General features: G+C 51.9%; 1 protein-coding gene. It reads right to left on the minus strand.

Annotation, left to right across the window (positions count from 1 at the left end):
- Positions 1-260, minus strand: a 260-nt coding sequence (locus SB765_RS30920) for a hypothetical protein (protein ID WP_410932660.1), incomplete at both ends; no start/stop codon positions are given.

Below are 260 nucleotides of genomic sequence, written 5' to 3' on the forward strand. Positions count from 1 at the left end.
CTGGCAGATATAGCCATTGACCTTGCCCTCTTTCATCATCTCGAAGTATTGCAGGACGTCGTAGCCTTTATCCCACTTCGGCAACCAGTCAAAGCCCCAGCTATTTTCCGCCGTCGCTTTATCACCAAAGAAGGCCTTCATCATAGAGACGAAGAATTTCGGGTAGTTGCCCCAGTAGTTTACCTGGCCTTCCAGCAGCGGTTTTGGCGTGTTGGCGGTAAGGTAGGTTTGCAGATCGGTCTGCTTCTCGCTTGGCAGCG

The sequence above is a fragment of the Pseudomonas sp. SIMBA_067 genome, assembly GCF_046534675.1.
Lineage (GTDB): Bacteria > Pseudomonadota > Gammaproteobacteria > Pseudomonadales > Pseudomonadaceae > Aquipseudomonas > Aquipseudomonas putida.